Below are 20,414 nucleotides of genomic sequence, written 5' to 3'. Positions count from 1 at the left end.
CGAGGTAGATAGGGCAGGGGTGGAAGTGTGGTAACACACGGAGCTGACTGTTACTAATAGGGTGAGGGCTTGACCAAGAAATGGGAAAGGCGGTTATAAAGTAGCTGCCGGACTCACGCAGAGGTAAAATGATTCCATTAGGATGTAACATGTATGTAGTTTTGAAGGTACAGAACGGAAACGGTAGCCGGTTGGTTATCGTTTTTTTGTTATTAAATTCTGAAGAATATCAATTAAGGTTGCCTGCCCACTGGATTTGTAATATAATGGGAACGTTGAAAAATCGAAAAGAATAAGATCTGCTGTCACGTTTTAAACATAAATATACAAGGCTGTCAGCAGAGAAGAGGATGAAAAAATGAGCAGATTATCAGTGGTTTTGCCAGCTTATAACGAAGAACTGATGGTAGGAAAAACCTGTCGTGTTCTTCATGAAGTATTAGCAGAAGCCGGCATTTCCTACGAACTAGTTGTTGTTGACGATGGCTCAAAAGACAAAACCTGGGAAGAAATCACCAAAGCCGGAGAAGAAGATGGAAATGTTCTTGGCGTTCATTTTTCCAGAAATTTCGGAAAAGAAGCAGCAGTATATGCAGGAATGGCCCAGGCTACAGGAGATGTGGTGGCAGTTATGGATTGTGACCTGCAGCACCCGCCGGAAACTTTGATTTCCATGTACCATCTCTGGGAGCAGGGATGGGAAGTAATCGAAGGCGTAAAGAAATCAAGAGGAACGGAAAGTCTGCTTCACAAAGAGAGCGCTGGCTTTTTCTATGGAATCATGTCCAAGGCTACAGGTGTGAATATGCAGAATGCTTCGGATTTCAAAATGATGGACAGGAAAGCAGTGAATAGTATTCTTTCTATGCCAGAACGAAATATGTTTTTCCGTGCGACCTCATCCTGGGTGGGATTTAAGACCACTTATGTGGAATTTGAGGTGCGGGACAGAGAAGCTGGACAGTCTAAGTGGTCTACCTGGTCCTTGATAAAATACGCGTTTACCAATATTGTGGCTTTTACTACAGCACCGTTGCAATTTGTAACGGTCGTAGGAGGGGCATGCTTTGGATGCTCCCTGATTTTGATTATTTATTCGCTGGTACAATTTTTTGCCGGCAGAGCGGTAGAGGGATATACAACTACCCTTATCGTTCTTTTGCTTATTGGAAGCGCTATTATGCTCAGTCTTGGAATCATCGGCTATTATATTGCAAAAATATACGAAGAAGTAAAACGGCGTCCACGTTATATCATTTCCCAGATTCTTCGTGGAAAAGAGGATGTCTATCAGGAGGTAAACCATGACTGCTCTCATTAAGAAACTGTATGCCAGTGATGTGGTACGTTATGTGTTTTTTGGAGGATGTACTACACTGGTGAATTTGGTGAGCTTTTTTCTTTTGCGCCAGGCAGGAGTTCAAAGAGATCTTGCAAATGTGATCTCGATTATTCTGGCAATTCTTTTTGCTTATGTGGTAAACTCTAAATTTGTTTTTCAGGACAAATGCGAGACTTTGAAAGACCATATCCGTCCATTCTGCAAATTTGTCGGAGCGAGAGGTGTAACAATGGTGATCGAAGTAGCAGGCGTATGGTTCTTTGCAGAAATCATACACATGAATGATATGGTCGGCAAATTTATCACCCAGTTTGTAGTTCTGGCATTAAATTACATATTCAGTAAATTCCTGGTATTTACCAGCGGGAGGAAATCATGACATTAGAAGAAACACTTAAACAGATAAAGCCTCTGAATGAGGAAAAAATGAAAACAGCCAGAAGACGATGGGATAGCATCGCCAAGCCTCTCCATTCCCTTGGAAAAATGGAAGATCTGATTACGCAGATCGTTGGAATTACAGGGGAAGAGAAAGTGGATCTTGGAAAAAAGGCTCTTGTTGCCATGTGTGCAGACAATGGCGTGGTAGAAGAGGGGGTTACCCAGACAGGACAGGAAGTCACTGCAATTGTAGCAGATAATTTTGTAAAAGAAACCACTACCGCATGTGTAATGTGCCACCAGTGTGGAGTGGATGTAAAGCCAGTAGATGTGGGAATGGTAAGAGATACTACAGCACGTACAGATCTGAAAGTTATGTATGGAACCCGCAATATGACGAAAGGTCCGGCTATGACAAGAGACGAAGCCATAAAGGGAATTGAAGCAGGAATTGCTATGGTAGAAGAACTGAAGGCTCAGGGGTATCGTCTTTTTGCAACTGGTGAGATGGGAATTGGAAATACCACAACCAGCAGTGCAGTTGCATCTGTGCTTCTGGGGCAACCTGTGGAAACCATGACTGGCCGTGGTGCAGGACTTTCCAGCGATGGGCTTACCCGCAAGATTCAGGCGATTAAGAAAGCCATTGATTTAAATAAGCCGGATGCAAAAGATTCCATAGACGTGCTTGCAAAAGTTGGAGGTCTTGATATCGCAGGAATGGCAGGTGTGTATCTTGGTGGAGCTGCATTACAGATTCCGGTTCTTATTGACGGTTTTATTTCCGGAGTTGCCGCACTTGTAGCAGCCAGAATTTGCCCGGAGGCAGCGGATTATATGATCGCCAGTCATGTGTCAAAAGAACCGGCAGCACATCTTGTTCTGGATGAGCTTGGAAAAGAAGCTGTGCTTCATGCTGACATGTGTCTTGGGGAAGGCACTGGAGCCATTGCCCTTTGTCCGTTTCTTGATATGGGAGCTACTCTTTACAATACATTAAGTACATTTGATGATATTCACGTGGACCAGTACGAGGAGCTGAATTAATATGATGACAGTCGTGACCGGAGGAAGCGGAAGCGGAAAATCTGCTTTTGCAGAAGATAAAATAGTATCTTTTGGACCGGCAAAAAGAATCTATATTGCAACCATGCATCCATATGACGAGGAAAGTCATAAGCGTGTGGCACGTCATCGGAAAATGCGTGCAGGAAAAGGATTCGAGACAGTTGAATGCTATACCGGATTGAAGAATCTGGATTTCCCGGAAAATGCTGTGGTTCTTCTGGAATGTATGTCCAATCTTGCCGCTAATGAGATGTTTGAGGAAAAAGGGGCTGGTGAAAAAACTGTGGAAGCCGTTTTGGAAGGCATAAAAAAGTTGAGTAGCCAGGTACGTCATCTGGTGATTGTCACGAATGAGATTTTTTCCGAAGCAGCCAGTTATGAGGGCGATACCATCCGCTATCAGGAATATCTGGGGATAATCAATCAAAACATTGGAAAAATGGCTGATGAGGTGGTTGAAGTAGTATATGGGATTCCAATCTGGTATAAAGGAGGAAAAATCATTGAAAATGCTGTGGAATAATTTTAAAGTGGCATTTGCCATGTATTCAAAAATCCCTATGCCAATGGCAGACTGGAACAAGGAGAATATGAAATATACATTCTGTTTTTTTCCTTTTATCGGCCTGGTAATTGGAGCGCTTTCTTATCTGGTAGGATGGGCAGGCGGAAAATTTGGATTTAATCCGTCTTTTGTCTCAGCAGTTCTTGTACTGGTTCCGGTAATGGTGACAGGTGGAATCCATGTAGATGGTCTTCTGGATACTTCGGATGCATTAAGCTCCTGGCAGGAAAGGGAGAGACGTCTTGAAATTCTGAAAGATTCCCATGCCGGTGCATTTGCGGTTATTACAGCCTGTGCTTTTTTTCTGATATGGTATGGAGCTTACAGCCAGTTGTGGACGGACAGGCGGGCACTTTTGATTATGGCTCTCGGATTTATGGTTTCCAGATGTTTGTCCGGAATCAGTGTCATGATGTTTCCAAAGGCACGTAAAGATGGAACTGTAGCAGAATTTTCCAGAAAAGCAGAAGATATGATCGTGCGAAATGTGCTGATCGTCTATCTTGGAATTCTGCTGGCGGTGATGATATGGATCCAGCCTGTGATGGGTATTCTGGCATTTGGAACTGCAGTACTTGTTTTCCTTTATTATCATTATAAAGCAATGAAATATTTTGGCGGGATCACAGGTGACCTGGCAGGATATTTTCTGTGCCTTTGTGAGGTGGGAATGGCTGTTGTACTGGCTGTTGTTTCTGTATTTATCTAGACGTGTCTGAAAAATCATTCCCGCAATCTGCACGCCCCACTTTGCGGTATATTTTGCCCGAATTCGGTTGTCGTAGCCTGCTATGCGCCCTCATCCGGGCAAAATCTCCCACAAATTGTGACGTACATCTTGCAGAAAGTCTTTTACAGACACGCTCCGGGAACTGGGAAAAAAGGAGAAATTGTAACAATGGAAATGATCATTGGAGGTGCTTTTCAGGGAAAGAGCACATATGCAAAAGAACATCATCCTGATGTCTGCTGGAAAAAGGGAGCCGATCTGGAAAAAGAAGAGCTTATGAATGCAGAGGGCGTCCTTGATTTTCAGGAGTATATCAAAAAAGAATTAAAAGCAGACAAAGATGTGGCCAGACTGGCAGAAGAATTATGGGAGAAAAATCCGGATATCATTCTGGTAAGTCAGGAAGTAGGATACGGCGTTGTCCCCATGGATGCTTTTGACCGGAAATACCGGGAGGCAGTGGGAAGAGTCTGTACGGATCTCGCATCAAAAAGCAAAAAGGTAATACGTGTAGTATGTGGAATTGGGACGGTGATCAAAAATGCTTAAACTTATTCTGATTCGTCATGGGGAAACCCAGGGGAATAAGTTAAAAAGATATATAGGAAAAAGAACGGATGAACCTCTTTGTCCGGAGGCTGGGAATATGCTGGCGCAGCTTGCTTATCCGGAGGTACAGGCAGTTTATGCAAGTCCTATGATCCGCTGTACCCAGACTGCAGGAATCCTTTTTCCCGGAAAAAAGCTGAATATTATTGATGAGCTTGCAGAATGTGATTTTGGAGAATTTGAAAATAAAAATTATCAGGAACTGGACGGAAATGAACATTACCAGTCCTGGATCGATTCTGGTGGACTATTGCCATTTCCGGGAGGAGAGAGCAGAGAGGAATTTAAAAGACGCAATGTGACCGGCTTCCAGAAAGCTGTAAATGGTTGTCTCCGTAATGGGATTTCTTTGGCAGCACTTGTGGTGCATGGCGGTACGATCATGAATGTTATGGAAGAATATGCAGACGAAGACCGCTCTTTTTATGACTGGCATGTGCAGAATGGCAAAGGCTATGAGGTGGAAATTGATCCTGAATTATGGAAAAAGGGCCGGAAATTCTTGCATGTGATCCGGGAGTTATAAAGATACATATACGAATAATGCAGATGGAAAATCAGCTATGGATTAGAGCTTGTTTGAAAAATCCATTAATAGAGAGAACAAGGCAGTTTGTTTAATTGACAGACTGCCTTGTTTTCATGTTTATGCAGACTGCGGGCAAAATCTCCCTCGAATTGTGACGTACAGCTTGTAGAAAGCATTTTCAAACATGCCCTAGAGCGTGTTTTGGCTGTGCTCAGTTAGTTTATTTGAACAAAAATTTTGAGAAAGCCAAAAATATTTTTAGATTTCCTATTGAAATTTATATGGGAATGTGTTACATTATCTGTATAAAATATCCTAAAAAATGTTGAATTGTGCTATTTGATTCAACAATTTTAACAAGTAAAGGAGGATGCCATATGCTTATTATTGGTAATGGAAGAATGATCACACGGGACGCATCCAAGGCATTTATAGAGAACGGTGCAGTTGCAATGGATGGTAACACCATAGTTATGGTGGGGACTACAGATGAGGTGAAGAAGGCATATCCGGATGGAGAATTTGTAGATGCCAGAGGCGGAGTTATCATGCCTGCATTTATCAATACCCATGAGCATATCTACAGCTCTTTTGCCAGAGGTCTGAGTATTAAAGGATATAATCCCAAGGGCTTTCTGGATATTCTGGATGGACAGTGGTGGACCATTGACCGTCATCTTACCCTGGAGCAGACCAGACTTTCTGCGATGGCTACTTACATCGACAGTATCCGGAATGGTGTAACGACTGTATTTGATCACCATGCAAGCTTTGGACATATTACCGGTTCCCTCAGTGCTATTGAATCAGCAGCTAAGGATCTTGGTGTCCGTACCTGCCTTTGCTATGAAATTTCCGACCGTGACGGCATGGACAAGTCCAGAGAATCTGTAATGGAGAATGTGAACTTTATCAAACACGCACTTGCAGATGACAGCGACATGATCGCTGCTATGATGGGCATGCATGCATCTTTCACTATTTCCGATGAGACCATGGAATTGTGTAACGAACTGAAGCCAGACGGTGTTGGCTATCATATTCATGTTGCAGAGGGAATCTATGACCTTCATCAGTGCCTGAAGGAGCACAGCAAACGAATTGTAGACAGACTTTACGATTGGAATATTCTTGGGCCGAAGACGCTTCTGGGACATTGTATTTATATTAACGAGCATGAGATGGATTTAATTAAAGAGACTGACACCATGGTTGTCCACAATCCGGAATCCAATATGGGAAATGCCTGTGGATGTCCACCTACTATGGAATTGGTACATAAGGGAATCGTTACAGGACTTGGAACTGATGGATACACCCACGATATGCTGGAATCCTGGAAGGTTGCCAATATCCTTCATAAGCATCATCTCTGCGATCCAAATGCTGCATGGGGTGAGGTTCCCAAGATGCTCTTTGAGAACAATGCAGTTATTGCCAACCGTTACTTTAAGAAACCACTTGGTGTTCTGAAAGAGGGGGCAGCTGCAGATGTAATCGTAATGGATTACAACCCGCTTACACCTATGAGAGCAGACAATGTAAACGGACATCTTCTGTTTGGAACTACAGGACATGACGTTGTGACTACTGTATGTAACGGCAAGGTTCTTATGAAAGACAGGGAAGTGCTGGTTTGTGACGTAGATAAGGTTATGGCTGACTGCCGTCAGTCTGCACAGGAACTGGCTGACGATATTAACGGAGGAAAATAAATATGAGCGATATTATGACATGTATGCCTTTCGGGCAGCTGATGGACTGGGTCCTTCAGGAGAAAAAAGGGCAGGACACTGTATTTGGGGTACATCGCCCATACACAGCAGATCCGAAGAATGATATGACTATTTTTACCAGAAACCTGGAGACACCAGTGGGACCGGCAGCAGGTCCCCACACCCAGCTGGCACAGAATATCATCGCTTCTTATTATGCAGGAGCCCGTTTCTTTGAGCTGAAGACAGTTCAGAAGATGGATGGCGCAGAGCTTTCAGCATGTGTGAATAAACCGTGCATTCTTGCAGATGATGAGGGATATAACTGCGAATGGTCAACTGAGCTGACTGTTCCGGACGCGATGGGCGAGTACATCAAGGCATGGTTTATCCTTCATGTGATCGCAAAAGAATTCGGCCTGGGTGCACAGGATGGGTTCCAGTTTAATATTTCCGTAGGATATGATCTTGCAGGAATTAAGGGAGACAAGGTCAATACCTTTATTGACGGAATGATGGAAGCAAAGGAAACTGTTATTTTCCAGGAATGCAGAAAATGGCTTTGGGACAATGCTGACAAGTTCCAGAACTTTACCAGAGAAGACATCGAAGCAATCCCATCCAATGTCTGTAATTCTGCTACGATCTCCACACTGCATGGATGTCCTCCACAGGAGATTGAGAGCATTGCAAATTATCTGCTTACAGAGAAACATCTGAATACCTTTGTAAAGTGCAACCCGACCCTTCTTGGCTATGATTTTGCAAGAAAGACCATGGATGAGATGGGATATGATTATATGGTATTCGGCGATTTCCATTTCAGAGACGATTTGCAGTATGAGGATGCAGTCCCCATGCTTACACGTCTGATGAAATTATCCGAAGAACTGGGTCTGGAATTTGGTGTAAAGATTACCAATACTTTCCCGGTTGATGTTACCCGAAATGAGCTTCCAAGTGAAGAAATGTACATGTCCGGCAAAGCTTTGTTCCCGCTGTCCATTTCCCTTGCAGCCAAACTTTCTGCTGAATTCGCAGGAAAGCTTCGAATTTCCTATTCCGGAGGTGCAGATTATTACAATATTGACAAAATTGTGGGATGCGGTATCTGGCCTGTAACCATGGCTACCACCCTTTTGAAGACAGGCGGCTATCAGAGATTTACCCAGGTAGCGGATAAGGTGGAAGGAATCTGCCCGAAGAAATGGGAAGGAATCGATGTGGATGCACTGAAGAAGCTGGCAGCAGATGCTATTACTGATGGGCATCACGTGAAGAACATTAAGCCGGTTCCGAACAGAAAGAGCACAAAAGAAGTTCCTCTTCTGGACTGCTTCTATGCACCGTGTTCTGAAGGATGTCCAATCCATCAGGATATTCCACAGTATGTAGCACTGACTGGTGAGGGGAAATATAAAGAAGCACTTGAAGTGATCCTTGAGAAAAATTCCCTGCCATTTATTACAGGTACCTTATGTGCACACAACTGTATGACCAAATGTACCCGTAATTTCTACGAAGAATCCGTAAATATCCGTGGCACCAAGCTGACAGCAGCAGAGCATGGCTATGAGCAGCTGATCGGTGAGATCAAGGCTGGCGAGCCAAACGGTAAGAAGGTCGCCGTAGTTGGTGGCGGTCCTGCAGGTATTGCAGCTGCTTACTTCCTTGCAAGAGAGGGCGCAGCAGTTACCATTTTTGAAAAAGAAGAGAAAGCCGGCGGCGTGATCCGTTACGTGATACCTGGATTCCGTATTGGAGACGACGCCATTGACAAAGATATTTCTTTCATCCAGAAGATGGGTGTAGAGATCTGCACAAATACAGAAATCACTTCTGTGGCAGATCTGAAAGCACAGGGCTATGATGCTGTGATCCTGGCAATTGGAGCTGGCAAGCCTGGCACTTTGAAACTGGAAAAAGGTGAGACCGTTAACGCTCTGAAGTTTCTTCGTGATTTCAAGGCAAATGATGGTAAGCTGAATATTGGCAAAAATGTAGTTGTAATCGGCGGCGGAAACACTGCTATGGACACTGCAAGAGCTGCGAAACGCACAGAAGGTGTAGAGCATGTTTATCTTGTATACAGAAGAACCAAGCGCTATATGCCAGCTGCAGAGGATGAGCTTCTGGAAGTTCTGGAGGAGGGCGTTGAGTTTAAGGAACTTCTTTCTCCGGTAAGTCTTGATGGCGGCAGACTGCTCTGCAAGAAGATGAAGCTCGGCCAGATGGATGCTTCCGGACGTGCAGGTGTAACCGAGACTGTAGATGTGGTAGAGGTTCCGGCTGACACCGTGATCGTAGCTGTTGGAGAAAAGATTGATACCGATTTCTACACTGCCAACCAGATCGCAGTAGATGAAAGAGGAAAAGCAAAGGTCAACGATAAAACTCTTGAAACCAGCGTGAGTGGTGTCTATGTTGCCGGAGACGGTGCCAGAGGCGCAGCAACCATCGTAGAGGGAATCCGGGATGCACAGCTGGCAGTGAAAGATATTCTTGGCAAAGAGATTACCAGAGATGCAGCTGTGACAGGTGATGTGAAAGACTGTTTCGAAAAGAAAGGTATCCTGAAGCACAGTAAAGAGGCGAAGACAGAGGAAGAGAGATGTCTTACCTGTAACAAAGTCTGTGAGAACTGTGTAGATGTGTGCCCGAACCGTGCCAATATTTCCATCAAGGTTCCTGGAATGGCTATGAATCAGGTCATCCACGTAGATTATATGTGTAATGAGTGCGGTAACTGTAAGAGCTTCTGCCCATACGCAAGTGCACCATACAAGGATAAATTTACTCTGTTTGCAAACGAGAAAGACATGGCAGACAGTAAGAACGATGGTTTTGTTGTTCTGGATAAAGAGAATAAGACATGTAAGGTCAGATTTGTAGGCCAGATTACAGACTGCAAGGCAGACGATCCGGCAGATAAACTGTATGACGGTTTGAAGAAGCTGATCTGTGCAGTGATCGATGATTATGGATATCTGATAACTAAATAAAGTAATAGAAAATACTGTCCACAGCTTTTTAAGGGCTGTGGACAGTGTCTATATTTTGACAGGCAGCGAGCCGAAGTATGTTTATGCATAAGATCTTGGTGACTGCTGCGATAATTTGGGAAACCTTCAGAATGTGTTTCTCATAGTTCACTGTGAAAGTTTAGGAGCGCAGTTAAAAGCATCTGACTTTCATGGGGTAGTAGAAAGGAGAGTCCAACATGGCAGTATTTACAGTCAATGGCCAGAGGGTAGAGACGAAAAAAAATCAAAAGCTGCTCAGATTTCTCCGTGATGAGTTACATCTGACTTCTGTAAAAGATGGTTGTAGTGAGGGTGCCTGTGGAGCCTGTACAGTGATTATCGATGGCAGAACCTGTAAGGCCTGTGTGCCGGATACAGATCTGCTGGATGGCAGAAATATCATTACAGTAGAAGGTCTGACAGAGTGGGAAGAAAAGGTATATACGTATGCATACGGAAAGGCTGGTGCTGTACAGTGCGGCTTTTGCATTCCTGGCATGGTAATGTGCACGAAAGCTCTTCTGGATGTGAATAAAGAGCCCACTGATGAAGAAATCAAATATGCCTTGCGTAACAATTATTGCCGTTGTACCGGATATGTAAAAATTATAGATGCAGTACGGATCGCGGCTAAAGTTATGCAGGAGGGGACACTTCCGGAAGAAATTAACAACGACTGGCATATTGGCTCCCGCGTAGCAAGAATCGATGTTGGGGAAAAGGTTCTTGGTACCGGAAAATATCCAGACGATTTTTACCTGGATGGTATGCTTTATGGATCAGCACTGAGAAGTAAATATCCGCGTGCAAGGGTGCTTTCCATTGATAAGACCAAGGCACTGGCACTTCCTGGGGTAGAGGCAGTTGTTACGGCGGAAGATATTCCAGGAGAGAATAAAATCGGGCATTTGAAGCATGATCAGTATACCCTGATTCCGATAGGAGGGCTTACCCATTATCTGGGAGATGCCATTGCACTTGTGGCAGCCAGGGATAAAGAGACTGCGGATAAGGCAGCGAAGCTGATCCAGGTTGAGTATGAGGTACTTCCTCACATTCATACGATTGAAGAGGCAGCGAAACCAGATGCACCAAAGGTATTTGATGAGGAAGAGAACAATATCTGTGCATATAAACATATCAGCCGGGGAAATGCAGCAGAGGCTATAAAAAATTCCAAATATGTGATTTCCCATCATTTTGAGACACCATGGACGGAACACGCATTTCTGGAACCGGAATGTGCTGTGTCTTTTTATGATGAAGACGGAGATGTTTTTGTATATTCCACAGACCAGTCAGCACATCAGACTCTGCACGAATGCAGCTTAGTTCTTGGTACAGACAAAGTAAAGGTACAAAATGCGCTAGTAGGCGGCGGATTTGGCGGTAAGGAAGACATGACTGTGCAGCATTTAAGCGCGCTTCTTACCTATGTAACGAAGAAACCGGTTAAGATGAAGCTTACAAGAGCAGAATCCCTGCTGGTTCATCCTAAGCGCCATCCTTTTTATATGGATATGACCATGGGCTGTGATGAAAATGGAAATATCATGGGAGTAAAGGCAAAGGTTGCCGCGGATACAGGTGCATTCGCATCTCTTGGCGGTCCGGTTCTGGAGCGCGCATGTACCCATGCAGCAGGTCCTTATCACTACGAAAACTTTGAAATTGAGGGAACGGCTTACTATACCAATAATCCGCCGGCAGGAGCATTTCGCGGATTCGGAGTTACCCAGACCTGTTTTGCGACAGAGACACTTCTGAATATGATGGCAGATAAGGTGGGAATCACTCCCTGGGAAATTCGTTACCGCAATGCGATCCGGCCCTGGGAAACACTTCCAAATGGTCAGATTGTTGACGATTCCACAGGTCTTGTGGAGACCTTAGAAGCGGTACAGCCGAAATATGAAGCTGCGTTGGCAGCAGGAAAAGCGGTGGGCATTGGCTGCGCCATGAAGAATGCGGGTGTTGGTGTTGGAATTCCGGACACTGGCCGCGTGAAACTGATTTATGAAGAGGATAAGAAGCTTCACATCTACTCAGGAGCTTCCTGTATTGGACAGGGGCTTGGCACAGTACTGACCCAGATGATCGTGAGTAATACAGATATAAAAAGAGAGGATATCATTTACGAGCGCAGCAATACCTGGATTTCACCAGATTCCGGAACTACATCCGGTTCCAGACAGACATTGATCACCGGTGAGGCTTGCAGAAGAGCCTGTGAGAAACTGATGGAGGATAAAAAAGCAGGATTAAGCGTAGAAGATATGATCGGTAAGGTTTATTATGCAGAATATCTTGCGAAGACCGATCCTCTTGGTGCAAATGTGCCCAATCCGGTATCCCATGTTGCTTATGGATATGCTACCCAGGTTTGTATTTTGGATTCCAAGACAGGTAAAATTGAAGAGATAGTTGCTGCTCATGATGTGGGAAAAGCGGTAAATCCTTTGTCCTGTGAGGGGCAGATCGAGGGTGGTGTGGTAATGTCCATAGGATTTGCCCTGCGGGAAAAATATCCCATTGATGAGAACTGTAAACCTATTTCCAAGTATGGTTCTTTAGGTCTTTTCCGTGCACATGAGATTCCGAAGATCGATGCCATTGTTATCGACAAGCCAGGCCTTAAGGTTGCTTGCGGTGCTATTGGTATTGGAGAAATTACATCCATTCCCACCGCACCCGCAATAGCAGATGCCTATTTCCGAAGAGATGGTGTAAGGCGTTACAGCCTTCCTCTTAGTGAAACACCATATGAAAGGAAGGGATGAGAGATGGCAGTAAAGAAGAAATTTCCGTATCGGTCAGCTGTTGTGGCATGTAATGGGGGGTGCAGGGTTACAGCAGGGGACAATGGATGCAAAGATGGATGTATTGGCTGTGGAGCCTGTGTGGAGAAATGTAAATTTGGCGCTATTTCCCTGAATGAGTATGGTGTGGCGGAAATAGATGAAGAAAAATGCATTGGCTGCGGGGCATGTGGGAAGGTATGTCCACAGCAGATCATTCATGTCCATGAATGTGCCAATTGGATCGTAGTAAAATGCTCAAATAAGAGTAAAGGGGCAGAGGCAAAAAAACAGTGTGAAGTCAGCTGTATTGGCTGTGGAATCTGCGAGAAGACCTGTACGGCCGGGGCAATCCGGGTTACAGATAACTGTGCAGTGATAGAAGAGTCTGTCTGCCTGAGCTGTGGAATGTGCGCAGTGAAGTGTCCAAGACATGCGATTTACGATCTGCGGGGGATTTATACGGCGAAAAATTAGAGAAGCGATTATGACAGTTACGCAATATTCCATGGCGAAATATACCGCAAAGCAGGGAATGAAGATTGCGGGAATGATTTTCCAGACATGCTCCAGGCTGATAGAGCTTTGAATTTGCAGAAATTTCAAAATTATACAGATAAAACAGCTAAATTATTTATAAAATTATTGCAAAACACCGGTGAAATATGATACAATAATTTTGCATTGAAAGAATATTTTGTACAATATTTTTTAGGTTGAGACGGAAAGAGAAGAAGCATAAGGGGCCGACGATCAGTTCAAAGAAGAACCGTAAACTTGTTTTTTGAACGGCGTCGGCCATTCCTTTATGAGGGGGTAAAGGGCGGATTGGAGGCATCCGCTGCAAAAAATATAAAGAAGGTGAAGCATATGATTGGAAAGAGTGTTCCAAGAGTAGACGCTTATGAGAAAGTGACAGGACGTGCGAAATTTACAGATGACCTGATTCTGAATAAGTGTCTGGTAGCCAGGGTTTATCATGCAAAGATCGGAAATGGCGTGGTAAAATTCATTGATACCAGCGAAGCAGAGGCTCTGGACGGCGTAGTAAAGGTAGTTACCTTTAAGGACGTACCGAATCATTGTTATCCCACCCCAGGACATCCCTGGTCCGTGGAGCTTGCTCATCAGGATGTGGCAGACCGTAATCTGCTCACCGGACGAGTACGGTATTATGGCGATGATATTGCAGCTGTAGTAGCTGAGGACGAAGTGACAGCTTCCAGGGCATTGAAGCTGATCAAAGTAGAATATGAGGAATATCCGGTGGTCGTGAGCCCGAAGATTTCCATGCGTGGAACGGAGCATCCCATTCATCTTGACAAGAAGGATAACATTCTGGCAAGATCCAGCTTTGCGATCGGAGATGTGGACAGCGCAATGGAGAAGGCTGCCGTGAAGCTGAAAAGAAGCTATAAGACACCTATTGTCCAGCACTGCCATATTGAGAATAATATTTCTTACGCCTATATGGAAAAGGGAAGGGTCGTGGTGGTTTCTTCCACACAGATTCCACATATTGTACGCCGTATTGTTGGCCAGGCACTTGGAATCCCCTGGGGGCAGGTACGTGTGATCAAGCCTTATGTAGGCGGTGGTTTTGGCAACAAGCAGGAGGTGCTTTATGAACCTCTGAATGCATTTCTCACCATGCAGGTGGGCGGTCGTCCTGTGAAGATTGAGCTTACACGTGAGGAGACCTTTACCAATACCAGAACCCGTCACTCCATTGAATATGACATGGAAGCAGGCGTAGATGCAGAAGGACATCTTCTTGCAAAAGAGATGACTACCTATTCCAATCAGGGAGCTTATGCATCCCACGGACATGCCATAGCAGCCAATGGTCTGACGGCCAGCAGACTTCAGTATGCATGCCCAAATATCCGAGGAGAAGCATATACCGTCTATACCAACTGTCCTACAGCAGGGGCGATGAGAGGATATGGTATTCCTCAGGTTTGCTTTGCCACAGAGAGCTTTATGGATGATATTGCTTATGAAATCGGTATGGATCCGCTGGAATTCCGCAGAAAAAATCTGATCCATGGCTATTATGAAGATGCCTATCTGAAGCCAATCGCAGCGAATACCAACGGTATTTTTGAGTGCCTGGAAAAAGGAGCAGAGTATATTCACTGGGATGAGAAACGGAAAGCATATCAGAACCAGACTGGCGATATCCGGCGTGGAGTTGGTATGGCGCTGTTTTCCTATAAGACTGGTGTATGGCCAATTTCTCTGGAAATTGCAGGTGCAAGGCTGTCTCTGAATCAGGATGGAAGTGTACAGCTGCAGGTTGGTGCTACAGAGATTGGACAGGGCGCGGATACTGTATTTTCCCAGATGGCAGCAGAGACCTTACATATGGATATTTCCAGGGTACATATTGTAACCCAGCAGGATACAGATGTGACGCCTTTTGATACAGGTGCGTATGCTTCCAGACAGTCCTTTGTCACCGGTACAGCTGTGAAGGAATGTGCGCAGCAGCTGAAGCAGAAGATCTTAGAATATGCCAGAACACTGGTCCCAGGTAATGTGGACCGGCTGGAACTGGAGGATGGTTATATTCTGGCAGATGGCAAGCCTGCGATTTCCCTTGAGGATCTGGCTATGGAGAGCTATTACAGTCTGAGTAATTCTTCTGTCCTTACAGCAGAGGTTTCCAGACAGGTGAAGAAGAATACAGTTGCCAGCGGCTGTTGTTTTGCGGAAGTAGAAGTAGATATGAAACTTGGTAAGATCAAGGTTCTGGATATTGTGAATGTTCATGACAGTGGAACCCTTTTGAATCCGCAGCTTGCAGCAATGCAGGTTCATGGCGGTATGTTCATGGGAATCGGTTATGGAGTTTCTGAGCAGCTTCTTATCGATGAGAAAACAGGAAGACCATTAAATGGGACTTTGCTGGATTATAAAATGATGACAATGATGGATACTCCGGATCTGACTGCTGAGTTTGTAGAACTGAACGATCCAATGGGACCATATGGAAATAAAGCCCTAGGCGAGCCTCCTGCAATTCCAAGTGCACCGGCCATCCGGAATGCTGTGCTTCATGCAACTGGCATCGGCTTTTCTGAGATTCCTCTGACACCGCAAAGACTGATAGACGGTTTTACAAAGGCCGGACTGATCTGAGAAAGGGGGCATGAGGAATGTACGATATTGAAAATTATTATAATGCAGAGACCATTAAGGAAGCGGTAACTCTTTTGAAGGAGCATCCGGATGCAAGGGTGATTTCCGGGGGAAGTGATGTGCTGATCAAGATCCGTGAGGGCAAAATGGCCGGTACATCATTAGTGAGCATTCGTGATATTAAGGAAATCAAGGGAATCCGGCTGATGGATTCTGGTGATATTTATATTGGTGCAGGAACTACTTTTTCCCATGTGACCAATGATCCGGTGATTCAGAAGCTGATTCCGGTTCTGGGGGAAGCAGTAGATCAGGTTGGTGGACCCCAAGTCCGCAATATTGGTACTATTGGCGGAAATGTCTGTAATGGTGCGGTCAGTGCGGACAGTGCACCTACACTTTTTTCACTGAATGCCATGTTGCGGATCGCAGATGGAACTGGTGGACGGATGGTTCCCATCAGGGATTTTTATCTGGGACCTGGTAAGGTGGATCTGCATCAGGGAGATGTGCTCACCCACATTGTGATCCCTGGGAAGGATTATCAGGGATATCATGGATTTTATATTAAGTATTCCATGCGAAATGCAATGGATATTGCGACCCTGAGCTGTAGTGTAGTCAGCAGAATCAATCCTCTGAAAAAGGTTCTAGAGGATGTAAGGATCACCTTTGGTGTAGCTGCACCCGTGCCGTATCGGTGTGAGAAGACGGAAGAGGCGCTGAGGGGCATGAAAATTGGCGAGGAGCTTTACCAGAAGGTGGAAGAGCTGGTAAGGGAAGAAATCAATCCCAGAGATTCCTGGCGTGCTTCTAAGGCGTTCCGACTGCAGATTGGCGGAGAAATCGCGAAACGCGCGCTGAAGGAGAGTGTTCGCAGGGGAATGGTGACGGGAGTTGTAGTGCCGGATGTCCGGACAACTTCAGGCGAAAATATAAGTTCAAATGGAAAAATTTATCCTTCATCTGATGCGGAGAATGTAACAGGAGGTGAGCAGTCATGAAAAAGGATATGCGGCTGGTACAGTGTATCGTAAACGGAAAAGAGGTAGCTGAGTATGTGGATGTGAGAGAATCCCTTCTTGACATGCTGCGAAACCGCCTTGGGCTTACCTCTGTGAAGAAAGGCTGTGAAGTAGGTGAATGCGGTGCCTGCACTGTGATCATTGACGGCGAGACCATTGACTCCTGTATTTATCTGGCAGTCTGGGCTGAGGGAAAGAATATCCGCACCCTGGAAGGTCTTGAGAAAAACGGCGAACTTACCAGGATTCAGGAAGCTTTTATTGAGGAAGGCGCTATCCAGTGCGGATTCTGCACACCAGGCTTTGTTATGTCTGCCACAGTGCTTCTTGAGCGGGGCGAGAAGCTTACGAGAGATGCCATCCGCAAGCATATGGCAGGAAATCTTTGCCGCTGTACAGGGTATGAGAATATTGTGAATGCAGTGGAGAAGGTGAATAAGGAGAATATGACAGCTGAGGGTAAATAATTTAAGTGCTGTTGTTACTGTTTACTGGTGGCATTCCGCGTGCTGTTTTTTGTGAACGTAGTTCACAGAAAACCCGAGAAGTGCGGCACAGAAATCATGCGAATGCATGATTTCTGTGCATCGTGAAGCATGTTGCTGTGCATCGTGAAGCATGTTGCTGTGCATCGTGAAGCATGTTGCTGTGAACGGAGTGAACAGTAATCTACTGTTTGTGGGTTCTATATTAAAAATGTATTTTATACTATACTGTAAATGGGAAAAGTGTTATAATATTAATTGCAACACAATATTGTTATGAAATTGATTAAATCAAATGAAAAAACGATTAGCATGTAGCAATATTGTTATAATACAAAAATATCAGAGGGCGGGGACTTCCCCGCCTTTTCTAAAATATTAAAAATGGGCAGGAAAAAAATATGAGTGACAAGTGTATAATAGTCCGCGGCGGCGGAGACCTGGCAAGCGGCGTGATCCACAGACTGCATCGCTGTGGCTATCGTGTACTGATCTTAGAATGTGAAAAACCAAGTGCGATCCGCAGAAAGGTAGCGTTTTGCGAAGCTGTGTATGATGGGACAGCAGCAGTAGAAGGGATTCTTTGCAGAAGAATAGATTCTCTGGAAGAATGCGAGCAAGTCTGGCAAGCAGGGGAAATTCCACTTATGGTCGATCCGGCAGGCGATTGTATGATTGAACTTTCTGCGCAAGGCAAGGTAGCTGCTCTGGTAGATGCAATTCTTGCAAAGAGAAATCTTGGAACTTCAAGAAATATGGCACCTCTTACCATTGGTCTGGGACCAGGCTTTTTTGCCGGGGAAGACGTGGATTACGTTGTGGAAACCATGCGAGGTCACGATCTTGCCAGAATCATTACTGAGGGTCCGGCAATTCCAAATACGGGTGTCCCCGGAATGGTAGGCGGTGTCAGTAAAGAACGTGTGATCCACTCCCCGGGTGTCGGCAGAATCCATAATATGGCCCATATTGCCGATATTGTAGAGAAAGGACAGATTCTTGCCTACGTGGGAGAAACCCCTGTAGAAGCCTCTATAACAGGCGTATTAAGGGGAATTATAAAGGAAGGCTACAATGTTCCTGTTGGAATGAAAATCGCCGATATTGATCCCAGAAAAGAGGAGAAGAAGAACTGCTTTACCATTTCGGATAAGGCCAGATGTATTGCTGGAAGTGTGGTGGAGATTTTGCTCAGTGAGGGTGTATTGCCAAATACGCTCTAGATCCTGTTTGGTCACATTGCATTTATTAACATGTTTTGGCTTGGGGAATGTTATGAAGCCTATGTACTTTTTATAGAATTGTTTTTTAAGGTTACGAAGTCAGGCAAAGAATCATTGCATGAAAATAATTGGCGTGAAGGAGGTCAGGATGAAAAGATACGGTTATTTTCTGGACTTATTAAAACTTGATATAGAGAAATACCCAGTGATCGCTGTAGTCGGTGGTGGTGGAAAGACAAGTCTGATTTACCGTCTGAATGAAGAATTACAGGCTTTGGGTAAAAAAGTGATTATTTCCACAACTACCCATATGGCATATGATCCCATGCTGCCTCTGGTAAAGAGTACTGATCTTGAGCAAGTCTCGGAAATATTGAAAGAACACGGTTTTGCAGCAGTTGCCGATATTGAAGAAACTTCTGGAAAAATGTGTGCCATAGAGGAAACAGCATTGAAGAAACTGGTTCCTTTTTGTGATGTTATGCTGATCGAAGCAGACGGAGCGAAACGAAAACCCTTGAAGGTTCCTGCTGACTGGGAACCGGCAATTCCTGATTTTGCAGACGTAGTAGTAAGTGTGATCGGTCTGGACTGTCTTGGCAAACCCATCTGTGAGACCGCCCACCGTGCCGAATACACCAGCTCTTTTCTTGAAAAAAATCTGGAAGCACCTGTTACCGAAGAAGACATAGAAAAAATAGCAACCTCTGTTCACGGTTTGTATAAAAATGTAGACCATAAAGTTTACCGTGTATATTTAAATAAAGCAGACGTATTGCACGATTCTTCTCCGGCAGAGCATATAGTAGAAGACCTGGCGAAGCAAGGCACAATAGCCGCATATGGCAGTTTAAGAGAGGCAGAAAAATTATGAAGATTGCATTGATTATGCTGGCAGCTGGAAACAGCCGTCGGTTTGGAAGAAATAAGCTTTTATATGAGATCGAAGGGAAGCCTATGTACCGGCATATTCTGGAGAAACTGCTGATCGTGGCAGAATGGCTTGAAGAAACAGAGTGTATTGAAAAAGTGGAATGCGGTGAACATTTGGAAAAGCAGAATGAGGAAGGCTATAAAGAAGAACATATAGAATGCAATAAAGTAATTGCACCTCTTGGTGAAATAAAGGGGAAATTATTTAAACAGAGAGAGTGTTATAAAAGAATAACAGTAGTCACCCAGTACGAAGAAATAGAGCAGGCCGCAAGATCCCTGGGTGTAAACGTATACATCAACCCTCATCCGGACGAGGGAATCTCCTCCTCCCTGAAAATCGGCTTAAAAGCCAACTTAGACGTTGATGCCTGCCTTTTTACCGTTTCCGACCAGCCCTGGCTCACCATCGCCACAATTCGCCAGCTCATCACCCTCCTAAAAACATCAGGCAAAGGAATCGCCTGTGTCTCCTGCGAAGGAAAACTTGGAAACCCCTGCATTTTTACAAAAAAATATTACGACTCCCTGCTCTCCATTAACGGAGATAAAGGTGGTAAAGCTGTGATAACTGCACATAGAGATGATACGGTTGTTTTGAAGGTGAATGATGTGAAGGAACTTACTGATATGGATGTTAAATTGTAAAGAACGCTCTCTTTAAAAGCTATTGTCTAATATATGACATTTCAGAAAAAATGAGCAAAAGTATGGAATCTTTTATACACGGAAGCAGTTGAAAACGATATTTGAATATAAAATGTGGGATTTTGTTGTATTTTGTGAATTTGTGTGAGATTCCAGCCAGAAATTACTTGTAATTATGATAAAAACAAGGTATACT

General features: G+C 44.5%; 19 protein-coding genes and 2 pseudogenes. 20 read left to right on the top strand and 1 reads right to left on the bottom strand.

Going from position 1 to position 20,414, the window contains the following annotated elements:
* The first annotated feature begins 358 nt into the window (after positions 1–358).
* The 5 genes from AB5642_RS04365 to cobS are packed head-to-tail and all read left to right on the top strand — an operon-like array spanning position 359 to position 4,065.
* The gene (locus tag AB5642_RS04365; protein ID WP_148463346.1) at positions 359–1,321 is read left to right on the top strand and encodes a glycosyltransferase family 2 protein; all 963 of its coding nucleotides are present in this window, start codon (positions 359–361) and stop codon (positions 1,319–1,321) included.
* On the top strand, positions 1,305–1,721 hold the full coding sequence (locus AB5642_RS04360; protein ID WP_148463347.1) for a GtrA family protein: 417 nt from the start codon (positions 1,305–1,307) through the stop codon (positions 1,719–1,721). The genes AB5642_RS04365 and AB5642_RS04360 overlap by 17 nt, the downstream gene beginning before the upstream one ends.
* Positions 1,718–2,770 carry a nicotinate-nucleotide--dimethylbenzimidazole phosphoribosyltransferase gene (gene cobT / locus AB5642_RS04355; protein WP_173716607.1) on the top strand — a complete coding sequence of 351 codons (1,053 nt, stop codon included), beginning with the start codon at positions 1,718–1,720 and terminating at the stop codon, positions 2,768–2,770. Before AB5642_RS04360 ends, cobT begins: the two co-directional genes overlap by 4 nt.
* Position 2,771: 1 nt before the next feature.
* Positions 2,772–3,314 (top strand): bifunctional adenosylcobinamide kinase/adenosylcobinamide-phosphate guanylyltransferase, encoded by a 543-nt coding sequence (locus AB5642_RS04350; RefSeq protein ID WP_148463349.1) that lies wholly within the window; start codon positions 2,772–2,774, stop codon positions 3,312–3,314.
* Complete coding sequence (gene cobS, locus AB5642_RS04345) at positions 3,301–4,065, top strand: adenosylcobinamide-GDP ribazoletransferase (protein WP_330590186.1); 765 nt, start codon at positions 3,301–3,303, stop codon at positions 4,063–4,065. The genes AB5642_RS04350 and cobS overlap by 14 nt, the downstream gene beginning before the upstream one ends.
* 36 nt (positions 4,066–4,101) lie before the next feature.
* On the opposite strand, the pseudogene AB5642_RS04340 reads toward cobS, so the two are convergent.
* Positions 4,102–4,149: pseudogene (locus AB5642_RS04340) on the bottom strand (DUF6783 domain-containing protein); the annotation flags it as partial.
* Between AB5642_RS04340 and AB5642_RS04335 the strand changes: the two are divergent.
* From AB5642_RS04335 to AB5642_RS04265, 15 genes and pseudogenes are all read left to right on the top strand, one after another.
* Positions 4,132–4,319 (top strand): annotated as a pseudogene (locus AB5642_RS04335) (DUF6783 domain-containing protein); the annotation flags it as partial. The pseudogenes AB5642_RS04340 and AB5642_RS04335 sit on opposite strands and share 18 nt — an antisense overlap.
* Complete coding sequence (locus tag AB5642_RS04330; protein WP_148463350.1) at positions 4,255–4,635, top strand: bifunctional adenosylcobinamide kinase/adenosylcobinamide-phosphate guanylyltransferase; 381 nt, start codon at positions 4,255–4,257, stop codon at positions 4,633–4,635. The pseudogene AB5642_RS04335 and the gene AB5642_RS04330, both read left to right, overlap by 65 nt.
* The gene (locus tag AB5642_RS04325) at positions 4,628–5,221 is read left to right on the top strand and encodes a histidine phosphatase family protein (RefSeq protein ID WP_118583352.1); all 594 of its coding nucleotides are present in this window, start codon (positions 4,628–4,630) and stop codon (positions 5,219–5,221) included. The genes AB5642_RS04330 and AB5642_RS04325 overlap by 8 nt, the downstream gene beginning before the upstream one ends.
* 108 nt (positions 5,222–5,329) lie before the next feature.
* The gene (locus AB5642_RS04320) at positions 5,330–5,443 is read left to right on the top strand and encodes a DUF6783 domain-containing protein (RefSeq protein ID WP_368371475.1); all 114 of its coding nucleotides are present in this window, start codon (positions 5,330–5,332) and stop codon (positions 5,441–5,443) included.
* A 158-nt stretch (positions 5,444–5,601) separates the two neighbouring features.
* Positions 5,602–6,939 carry a putative aminohydrolase SsnA gene (ssnA, locus tag AB5642_RS04315; RefSeq protein ID WP_148463351.1) on the top strand — a complete coding sequence of 446 codons (1,338 nt, stop codon included), beginning with the start codon at positions 5,602–5,604 and terminating at the stop codon, positions 6,937–6,939.
* 2 nt (positions 6,940–6,941) lie between these two features.
* Positions 6,942–9,941: a putative selenate reductase subunit YgfK gene (gene ygfK, locus AB5642_RS04310; RefSeq protein WP_368371474.1), complete on the top strand. Its 3,000-nt coding sequence runs from the start codon at positions 6,942–6,944 to the stop codon at positions 9,939–9,941.
* Positions 9,942–10,159: 218 nt separating this feature from the next.
* The gene (xdh, locus tag AB5642_RS04305) at positions 10,160–12,742 is read left to right on the top strand and encodes a selenium-dependent xanthine dehydrogenase (RefSeq protein WP_148463353.1); all 2,583 of its coding nucleotides are present in this window, start codon (positions 10,160–10,162) and stop codon (positions 12,740–12,742) included.
* Positions 12,743–12,745: 3 nt separating this feature from the next.
* Positions 12,746–13,237: a 4Fe-4S binding protein gene (locus AB5642_RS04300; RefSeq protein WP_173718091.1), complete on the top strand. Its 492-nt coding sequence runs from the start codon at positions 12,746–12,748 to the stop codon at positions 13,235–13,237.
* Between the two features lie 10 nt (positions 13,238–13,247).
* Positions 13,248–13,349, top strand: a complete 102-nt coding sequence (locus tag AB5642_RS04295; RefSeq protein WP_306467715.1) for a DUF6783 domain-containing protein — start codon at positions 13,248–13,250, stop codon at positions 13,347–13,349.
* A gap of 281 nt (positions 13,350–13,630) precedes the next feature.
* Entirely contained in the window at positions 13,631–15,904 is a 2,274-nt protein-coding gene (gene xdhA, locus AB5642_RS04290) for a xanthine dehydrogenase subunit XdhA (RefSeq protein ID WP_148463355.1), read from the top strand.
* A gap of 17 nt (positions 15,905–15,921) precedes the next feature.
* Complete coding sequence (gene xdhB / locus AB5642_RS04285) at positions 15,922–16,908, top strand: xanthine dehydrogenase subunit XdhB (RefSeq protein ID WP_148463356.1); 987 nt, start codon at positions 15,922–15,924, stop codon at positions 16,906–16,908.
* On the top strand, positions 16,905–17,396 hold the full coding sequence (gene xdhC, locus AB5642_RS04280) for a xanthine dehydrogenase subunit XdhC (protein WP_148463357.1): 492 nt from the start codon (positions 16,905–16,907) through the stop codon (positions 17,394–17,396). The genes xdhB and xdhC overlap by 4 nt, the downstream gene beginning before the upstream one ends.
* Positions 17,397–17,815: 419 nt before the next feature.
* On the top strand, positions 17,816–18,637 hold the full coding sequence (yqeB, locus tag AB5642_RS04275; protein ID WP_148463358.1) for a selenium-dependent molybdenum cofactor biosynthesis protein YqeB: 822 nt from the start codon (positions 17,816–17,818) through the stop codon (positions 18,635–18,637).
* A gap of 148 nt (positions 18,638–18,785) precedes the next feature.
* Complete coding sequence (yqeC, locus tag AB5642_RS04270) at positions 18,786–19,511, top strand: selenium cofactor biosynthesis protein YqeC (RefSeq protein ID WP_148463359.1); 726 nt, start codon at positions 18,786–18,788, stop codon at positions 19,509–19,511.
* On the top strand, positions 19,508–20,218 hold the full coding sequence (locus tag AB5642_RS04265) for an NTP transferase domain-containing protein (protein WP_148463360.1): 711 nt from the start codon (positions 19,508–19,510) through the stop codon (positions 20,216–20,218). Before yqeC ends, AB5642_RS04265 begins: the two co-directional genes overlap by 4 nt.
* Positions 20,219–20,414 lie beyond the last annotated feature (196 nt).

Origin of the sequence: Ruminococcus sp. 1001136sp1_2201st1_G3_2201SCRN_220225, assembly GCF_040924365.1 — a bacterium.
Lineage (GTDB): Bacteria > Bacillota > Clostridia > Lachnospirales > Lachnospiraceae > Blautia_A > Blautia_A faecis.
The sequence above is the reverse complement of the archived record's forward strand: the minus strand, read 5'-3'. Positions and strand labels throughout refer to the sequence as shown.

Bases quoted from the DNA above. Each gene is read 5' to 3' on its own strand.
- AB5642_RS04365 (WP_148463346.1), top strand. From the start codon at position 359: ATGAGCAGATTATCAGTGGTTTTGCCAGCTTATAACGAAGAACTGATG.
- AB5642_RS04360 (WP_148463347.1), top strand. From the start codon at position 1,305: ATGACTGCTCTCATTAAGAAACTGTATGCCAGTGATGTGGTACGTTAT.
- cobT (WP_173716607.1), top strand. From the start codon at position 1,718: ATGACATTAGAAGAAACACTTAAACAGATAAAGCCTCTGAATGAGGAA.
- AB5642_RS04350 (WP_148463349.1), top strand. From the start codon at position 2,772: ATGATGACAGTCGTGACCGGAGGAAGCGGAAGCGGAAAATCTGCTTTT.
- cobS (WP_330590186.1), top strand. From the start codon at position 3,301: ATGCTGTGGAATAATTTTAAAGTGGCATTTGCCATGTATTCAAAAATC.
- AB5642_RS04330 (WP_148463350.1), top strand. From the start codon at position 4,255: ATGGAAATGATCATTGGAGGTGCTTTTCAGGGAAAGAGCACATATGCA.
- AB5642_RS04325 (WP_118583352.1), top strand. From the start codon at position 4,628: ATGCTTAAACTTATTCTGATTCGTCATGGGGAAACCCAGGGGAATAAG.
- ssnA (WP_148463351.1), top strand. From the start codon at position 5,602: ATGCTTATTATTGGTAATGGAAGAATGATCACACGGGACGCATCCAAG.
- ygfK (WP_368371474.1), top strand. From the start codon at position 6,942: ATGAGCGATATTATGACATGTATGCCTTTCGGGCAGCTGATGGACTGG.
- xdh (WP_148463353.1), top strand. From the start codon at position 10,160: ATGGCAGTATTTACAGTCAATGGCCAGAGGGTAGAGACGAAAAAAAAT.
- AB5642_RS04300 (WP_173718091.1), top strand. From the start codon at position 12,746: ATGGCAGTAAAGAAGAAATTTCCGTATCGGTCAGCTGTTGTGGCATGT.
- AB5642_RS04295 (WP_306467715.1), top strand. From the start codon at position 13,248: ATGACAGTTACGCAATATTCCATGGCGAAATATACCGCAAAGCAGGGA.
- xdhA (WP_148463355.1), top strand. From the start codon at position 13,631: ATGATTGGAAAGAGTGTTCCAAGAGTAGACGCTTATGAGAAAGTGACA.
- xdhB (WP_148463356.1), top strand. From the start codon at position 15,922: ATGTACGATATTGAAAATTATTATAATGCAGAGACCATTAAGGAAGCG.
- xdhC (WP_148463357.1), top strand. From the start codon at position 16,905: ATGAAAAAGGATATGCGGCTGGTACAGTGTATCGTAAACGGAAAAGAG.
- yqeB (WP_148463358.1), top strand. From the start codon at position 17,816: ATGAGTGACAAGTGTATAATAGTCCGCGGCGGCGGAGACCTGGCAAGC.
- yqeC (WP_148463359.1), top strand. From the start codon at position 18,786: ATGAAAAGATACGGTTATTTTCTGGACTTATTAAAACTTGATATAGAG.
- AB5642_RS04265 (WP_148463360.1), top strand. From the start codon at position 19,508: ATGAAGATTGCATTGATTATGCTGGCAGCTGGAAACAGCCGTCGGTTT.